The 6,557-nt window shown below is 39.7% G+C and carries 6 protein-coding genes and 1 pseudogene; 3 read left to right on the top strand and 4 right to left on the bottom strand.

Annotated features, from left to right (window positions below; all coding sequences use genetic code 11):
* Positions 1-181: 181 nt before the first annotated feature.
* The 3 genes from O9324_RS10965 to O9324_RS10955 all read right to left on the bottom strand — a co-directional run bounded on the left by O9324_RS10965 (position 182) and on the right by O9324_RS10955 (position 2,396).
* Positions 182-463, bottom strand: a complete 282-nt coding sequence (locus O9324_RS10965) for a PIN domain-containing protein (RefSeq protein ID WP_002790478.1) — start codon at positions 461-463, stop codon at positions 182-184.
* Positions 456-728, bottom strand: a complete 273-nt coding sequence (locus tag O9324_RS10960; RefSeq protein WP_002790479.1) for an AbrB/MazE/SpoVT family DNA-binding domain-containing protein — start codon at positions 726-728, stop codon at positions 456-458. Before O9324_RS10960 ends, O9324_RS10965 begins: the two co-directional genes overlap by 8 nt.
* 111 nt (positions 729-839) lie before the next feature.
* Positions 840-2,396, bottom strand: a complete 1,557-nt coding sequence (locus O9324_RS10955) for an AAA-like domain-containing protein (protein WP_288140197.1) — start codon at positions 2,394-2,396, stop codon at positions 840-842.
* A 381-nt stretch (positions 2,397-2,777) separates the two neighbouring features.
* Here O9324_RS10955 and O9324_RS10950 point away from each other — a divergent pair, with 381 nt between their 5' ends.
* A complete protein-coding gene (locus tag O9324_RS10950; RefSeq protein WP_288140196.1) occupies positions 2,778-4,031 on the top strand; it encodes a competence/damage-inducible protein A in 1,254 nt (417 codons plus the stop codon).
* A gap of 207 nt (positions 4,032-4,238) precedes the next feature.
* Entirely contained in the window at positions 4,239-4,370 is a 132-nt protein-coding gene (locus O9324_RS10945; protein ID WP_002768233.1) for a hypothetical protein, read from the top strand.
* Between the two features lie 83 nt (positions 4,371-4,453).
* On the opposite strand, the gene O9324_RS10940 is transcribed toward O9324_RS10945, so the two are convergent.
* A complete protein-coding gene (locus tag O9324_RS10940) occupies positions 4,454-6,049 on the bottom strand; it encodes an Hsp70 family protein (RefSeq protein ID WP_287627289.1) in 1,596 nt (531 codons plus the stop codon).
* A 371-nt stretch (positions 6,050-6,420) separates the two neighbouring features.
* Here O9324_RS10940 and O9324_RS10935 point away from each other — a divergent pair.
* A pseudogene (locus O9324_RS10935) lies at positions 6,421-6,557 on the top strand (Uma2 family endonuclease); the annotation flags it as partial.

Below are 6,557 nucleotides of genomic sequence, written 5' to 3'. Positions count from 1 at the left end.
GGGGGTATTTTGTTCGGTGCTAGACTGATATTTGAGTAAGCCAGACAGGAGCCAGAAAAAGATATTTATCAGAAAAGTCATGAGCAAGCTAGAGGTTTAAAGACTGAGCGGGTTCCAATTATTTTTATTAATAAATATTATACACAATTCATACCAGGTAAGCAAGAGGGCTACGGCACTACTACCGAATCATTACCAAAACTCGAAATTTAGCTATAGTTATAGCATCTTCCTCATTGCAAGCAATAATTTCTAGACTATTTTGTAATAATCCTTCATCTCTCAATCGTTTAATAATTTCCTCTGGGGATTCTCCTAAGTCAACAATTTTCGATAATACCTCTACCCAATTAATAATACTGATATAACAGCCATTAATCAAGGCATTTTCTACAATTTCTGCTCCTGGTTCATCTCTAAGATAAGCTAAAAAGGCAGAAGCATCTAACACAGATTTATTCACTTAAATACTCCTGTCTGCGTTCTTGAATAAGTTCATCTACTAAATTTCTATCAGGTGATTTATTTTTTAATAAACCTCTTAATTTTTTAACTTGATTTTTGAGACTAACTAATTGCAGTGTTCCATTATCTTCCAGAGTTAAAATCAATCTATCTCCAGATTCTAAATTAAGAATTTGTTGGATTTCTTGCGGTAAAGTTAAACGTCCTTCTGGTTCAATATCAAGTATGTATTGTTGAGAAAGTGATGAATTAGCAACTGTCATAACTTTATATTTCCTTGTTTTCTACCTATTTCTAGTTTAGCAAAATTCTCAAAGTTAATCCTGTAGGGTGCGTTAATGAAATGTAACACAAACAGTAAGTTTTGGAAAGACTCAAGCTCTAATCACAGTAATTCTATATTGATTTTCCGTCACTACCACCTCAGTGGATAACCTTTCTTCCATTGGTAAGGCATTTTTCCGCCTATCAAAGATAAATAACCAACCAAAATCTAACCCCAAACGTGCTAAATAAGATTCTAATTGTTCAATTCCATCACTTTGGGGATCGCGTTTTTTATCCCGCCATACTTTTAATTCAATCCCTAAAATTACATCTTTATACTGCAAACATAAATCCATTCTATCACTACCAATTGCATATTCCCTTTCTAAAACTCCCCCACCATTAACCACACGATGTAAAAAAGCCATTAATACTATATGTGGAGCGATTTCATGATAACCAGTGCTACCTAATAATGGTTCGACCTGTTGTCGCCAAAATTTGAGAAATGCTGTTAATAAAGCATCTATATTTAATTCACCCTCTGGGGTTAACCAAGTGGGTGCAATCATGGGTAAAGATGCCATCGGTGTGACTGTTAACACCCTGGGTAACACTTCCCGATAAATGGGATTAGCAATAGTTAATCCTCCGTAGGGGTGCATTTTACATAATCCTAAATCCATCACAAATTGAATATCATCATTGGGAATATTTCCTAATTCTAAACCTGCTAACATTGGTTCAATAATGGCTTTAATTCTTGGTTCTCTTAACCTTTCTGCTAAACTATCTAAATGAGTATCCTGACGAGCAATTAATATTTCCTTAGCTTGTAAAATGTGTTCTTTGGTAATAGCAATACTTCTATCTTTTACAATTTTTTCTACAATTTCTTTAGCTAAAGCATTGACTAACCAAGGTTGTCCTTGGGTTAAATCATAAGCTGTTTCTATTGCTTCTAGTGTGAAAATTTGTCCTGTTGCTGCTGTATGTTGTTGATATAATTCTCCCACTTCTGCAAGATTAAAATTTCGCATAGTCAGAGAAGCAACTTTTATATTAAAAGGACTAGATGTATTTAATCTATCACCACCTCCCGATGCTACTTTATAATCTCGCACATCTCGCAAACCAATTAATCCTACTGATGAGGGAAAATTTTCTGGACGGTTAGGAAAACCATCTCTTAACTGTCGTAAAACTGATATTAATGTTTGGTCTTGTAAAGAATCAATTTCATCTATAAATAATACTATGGGACGATTTATCGCTTTTGACCAATCTGATAAAAAAGCCTTGATTCTGCTTCCTGCTTCTTCCTTTTGCCATTCTTTTACAGGTGGTTGCAATTCTTTAGGTAAACGAATATTTATTGTATTATACCATGCCCCTAAAATTGCCAATTCTGCGGCACTAGGATCATGATTAAATGCACTTCCTACTTCCACTGATACCATGACTGCGGCATAATTTCCAGTATCGGTAAGTTGTTTTGCTAGGGATAACATAGCGGTGGTTTTCCCCGTTTGTCGTGGTGCGTGTAGGACAAAGTAACTATGCTGTTGAATTAAATCCTCTAAATCTGGTAATCGTACTGTGGGAGATAACATATAGTGGATATCGTCTTTACAGGGACCGGCAATATTAAACCAGCGAGTCATAGAATTTTATTATTTAGTGGACATTTCAATTTTAGATGATTTTGGTGTGGTTTGTGATGGCAGCAAGGAAGAGGTGATGCTCGGCAATACTTTGTTATGCTTGATTATGATCAATTATTGTTATATAAGGGAATAATACGCTGATTTTACGTTTGCTCATAGGTAGTGATTTTATTGTCGTGTAATCAGATATGGGCTGTTCAGCAACAAAGTGGCATTTAATATACAAGACTTTGATTCTTGATAGCTTACCGGTATAATACTGGAGCGCACTGGTATGGTTAACTTCCAGTACCATCGTTACCGAAACCCGATCGAACGATGGTGACAGGAGATCAGTTGATGATCAAAATTGAAAATTTAAGCTAATTGTTAAAAACTATGGCCGCTGAAATTATTTGTGTAGGAACGGAATTATTATTAGGGGATATAGTTAATACTAACGCCCAATATTTAGCCCTAGAATTGGCAAAATTAGGCATTCCCCATTATTATCAAACGGTGGTGGGGGATAATGTAGAAAGACTGAAAAAAGCGATCGCAATTGCCCAAGAACGTTCTTCAATTTTAATTTTTACCGGGGGACTGGGACCTACTCCCGACGATTTAACCACAGAAACAATCGCCGATTTTTTCCAAACCCCCCTCAGAGAAGATCAGGAGATTTTAGCAGAAATCGAGGCTAAATTTACGAGTTTAGGGCGAGAAATGCCTCCTAGTAACAGTAAACAGGCTTTAATACCCGTGGGAGCCGATTTTTTGCCAAATCCGACCGGAACCGCCCCCGGCATGATCTGGCAACCACAGACTAACGTGACTATTCTTACTTTCCCCGGAGTACCCTCAGAAATGAAGAGAATGTGGGTAGAAACGGCGATTCCTTACCTAGAAAGTCAAGGATGGGGCAAAGAGAGGATTTATAGTCGTTCTCTCAAATTTCGCGGTATTGGTGAGTCAGCTTTAGCGGAAAAAGTGGCCCATTTATTCGCTCTGACTAATCCCACCGTTGCTCCCTATGCTGGTTTAGGCGAAGTGCGTTTGCGAATTGCGACGAAAGCCCCTTCTTTACAGGCTGCTTTGCAGGTAATTGAACCGGTAGCGACGGAAATTAAGGAAATCGCTGGATTAGATTATTTTGGGGCTGATGATGATACTTTACCCGCGGTGGTGGGGGAACTGTTGCGGCGGCAAAAACAAACTTTGAGTGTGGCAGAATCCTGTACTGGAGGGGGATTAGGGGAAATTATCACCCAAATCGCCGGCAGTTCCGATTATTTTTGGGGTGGGGTTATTTCCTACGATAATCGGGTAAAAGTTGCCCTCTTAGACGTAAATGAGCAGGATTTAAATAATGTCGGGGCTGTCAGTGCCATTGTTGCCCAACAGATGGCCCTAGGGGTGCAAAAACGCCTCGCTACCGATTGGGGGATCAGTATCACGGGTATTGCCGGACCAGGAGGAGGCAGTGAGACAAAACCCGTGGGCCTAGTTTATATCGGTTTAGCCAGTCCTGACGGAAATGTTACCGTATCAGAGCATCGTTTCGGAGAAAATCGAGATCGCTTGACCATTCGCCAGATTAGTGCCTATACCGCCCTCGATCGCCTACGCCGGAATTTATTAATAATGTCTTAAAAAAGAATTGCCAAGAATATATACTCAGACTAAAAAGTTATGTTAAGCTTAATATAAGTACAAGATATAGATTCCCCCGTTCGTCAGATTGAACAGCCAAACGATAAAAATTAGTTAAAATTCTCTAGAATCAAGCTTTTGCGTGGCTGTTGCGGGGATCAATCGACGAAAACTCATAGCTAGTATCTCAAAGGAGCCATTTGGTCAATGGACTATTTAGATGAAGTGATAGAAAAATTGAGAGAATGGGCGCGCAAACTGATCGACAGTGTTTTTGGTCCGGAACCCGAACCCGAACCCGAACTAATCCCGATCCCCGTGCGCGATCACAGTCGATAAAGCCACCAGTAAAACAGAATATTGCGATAATATCAGTGCAAACTTACCATGAGTCTGCACTTGATTTTTAGGTGAAGCCAAGTCTAGCTTAATTTGGTGACTATTTGATTATTTAGTAACAATTCTTGACTGAGTAAATCTTCCACATTAATCCGCAGAAAACACTGATCATCAATCCAGAACTGCACTTTAATGCGATCTTTACCCCGGAAACCTAAAGGAGCGAGTTTAGCGATGGATCTTGCTCCCTCGCGATCATTTAAGGGTTGGACGCTAGTTTCTCCATTACTCAGGGAACGAGTAATTAATTTATCACCATCAAAATAAACCTCCATTGCTCCACTTTCTGTGCCTAATTCGCCGATAATTAACTCAATGCTAGGCTGATTGTCCACAGAAGCACCTAGGACTAATTCCACGGGTTTTTCCATGGGATAGGGTTGTCCAGAGTTAATAATTGGATGCCAAGCGTGGGCATTTTTGCGACGATTCCAGTAACGAATGCCATAGCTATGATAGAGAAAATCTTTGACTTGATAACCTTGGGCTAATTGTAACGCTCCTAAAGCGATCGCTTCAAAGGGTCGATCCTCTTTAATTTTACTACTATCAAAATACTGTCGCACCCAATCTTTTACCGCCGGAATTTGTACAGTTCCCCCAACTAATAACACCGCATCGATGTCGCTAACTTCAATTCCATTGCGTCTTCCCTGTTGCAAAACTCCCGTCATTAAATCATCTAATTGATTAAAAAAGTTTTGTTGTTGGAGAATATCGGTCAATTGTTCTCGATCTAAACTTAACTCGTAACTCTCGAAATTTTCCTGATCAAAATATACCTCCTCGGCGGTTAATTGGGAAGAAAGTTTAATTTTTAATCTTTCTGCTAGACGAGTAGTCAAGGAAGTTTTCGCTAAAGATTGCTTTTGGGCAAAATAATCGACAATCCAATCGTCGATATCTGACCCCCCTAAATTTATCCCCGCCTTGGCTAAAACCCTCGCTAGTTTAGTTTTTTGAGCGGAATTATTGCCTAAAAGTTTTTCTCCCCACTTGAGAATAAAACCTTGATTTTTTTGAGGATTATCTAAATCTAATTGTACCAAAGAAAGATCGAGGGTGCCACCGCCAAAATCTACCACTAAAATCACTTGATCACCCGTGGTTCCATAACCCAAAGCGGCGGCAGTGGGTTCATCAATTAGTCGAATTTGTTCGATTTCCCACCCCTGACAAACATTACTTAACCAATTGCGGTAACTTTCAAAACTATCGACGGGGACGGTTAAAACTAGAGATTGGGGGGTTTCCGGGGTGGTGTTTTTTAAGTTGTCGATGATGCTATCAAGAAACCATTGACCAACCCCCTCGAAACTGAGGACAGTTTCCTCTAATTCCGGTAAAAATCCTTGAATTTTTGCCCCGATACCTCGTTTAAAGCGACGAAAAAAACGCGGGTCTCGATCGATATCTAAACCCCGATCGCGCACTGCTTGACCAGCAATTACTTGCAGAGGATTGGCTGATTTAATATAGAGTAAACTGGGAATTAGGGGGGGATTGTCGGCTATTTGTTGGGATAACTCCGATAATTTCACGGTTTCGGCCCTATTTGTCGCCCCATTCCAACGAGTAATGACGGTATTACTGGTTCCGAAATCAATAGCGTAGAACACGATCGATAGTTTTTAGGTAAATTTAGTTAATTATTGGCTATTGTAACCTGTTATTTAGTGAAACCGCCCGATCGAGGTGGAAGTTTCCCAAAAAAATCGGGAATTTGTTCAGCGCAAGCTCAGGAATTCTGTGCAGAAACTTGACAAATAATCTTTAATAGTAAGTGGTTTCAATTAAATTGAAGATAGATTTTGTCTTTGATCCCCCCTGCCCCTAGGGTTGATTCAAGGTAGGGTTGATTCAGGGTAGGGTTGATTCAGGGTAGGGTTGATTCATGAATCAACCCTACCTTGCCCCCCTTGATAAGGGGGGTATCTGACAATTTTTAACACCCACCTACTTAGTATAAGTTGCACCTGATCAAAAGACTATGTTAGCAGTTACTACCTCACCCGAAACCCTCTCCTTAGAAATTCCTACGGCGATCGCTCTCTCTATCACCCTTGAACAGTTTGAAGCCCTTGCTGCGGTCAACCGTGACTTAAAATTAGAACGTACAGTTCAAGG

This window comes from Microcystis sp. LE19-84.1B (assembly GCF_027531875.1).
GTDB classification, from domain to species: Bacteria; Cyanobacteriota; Cyanobacteriia; order Cyanobacteriales; family Microcystaceae; genus Microcystis; species Microcystis panniformis.
This window is presented reverse-complemented; position numbering and strand designations above follow the sequence as displayed.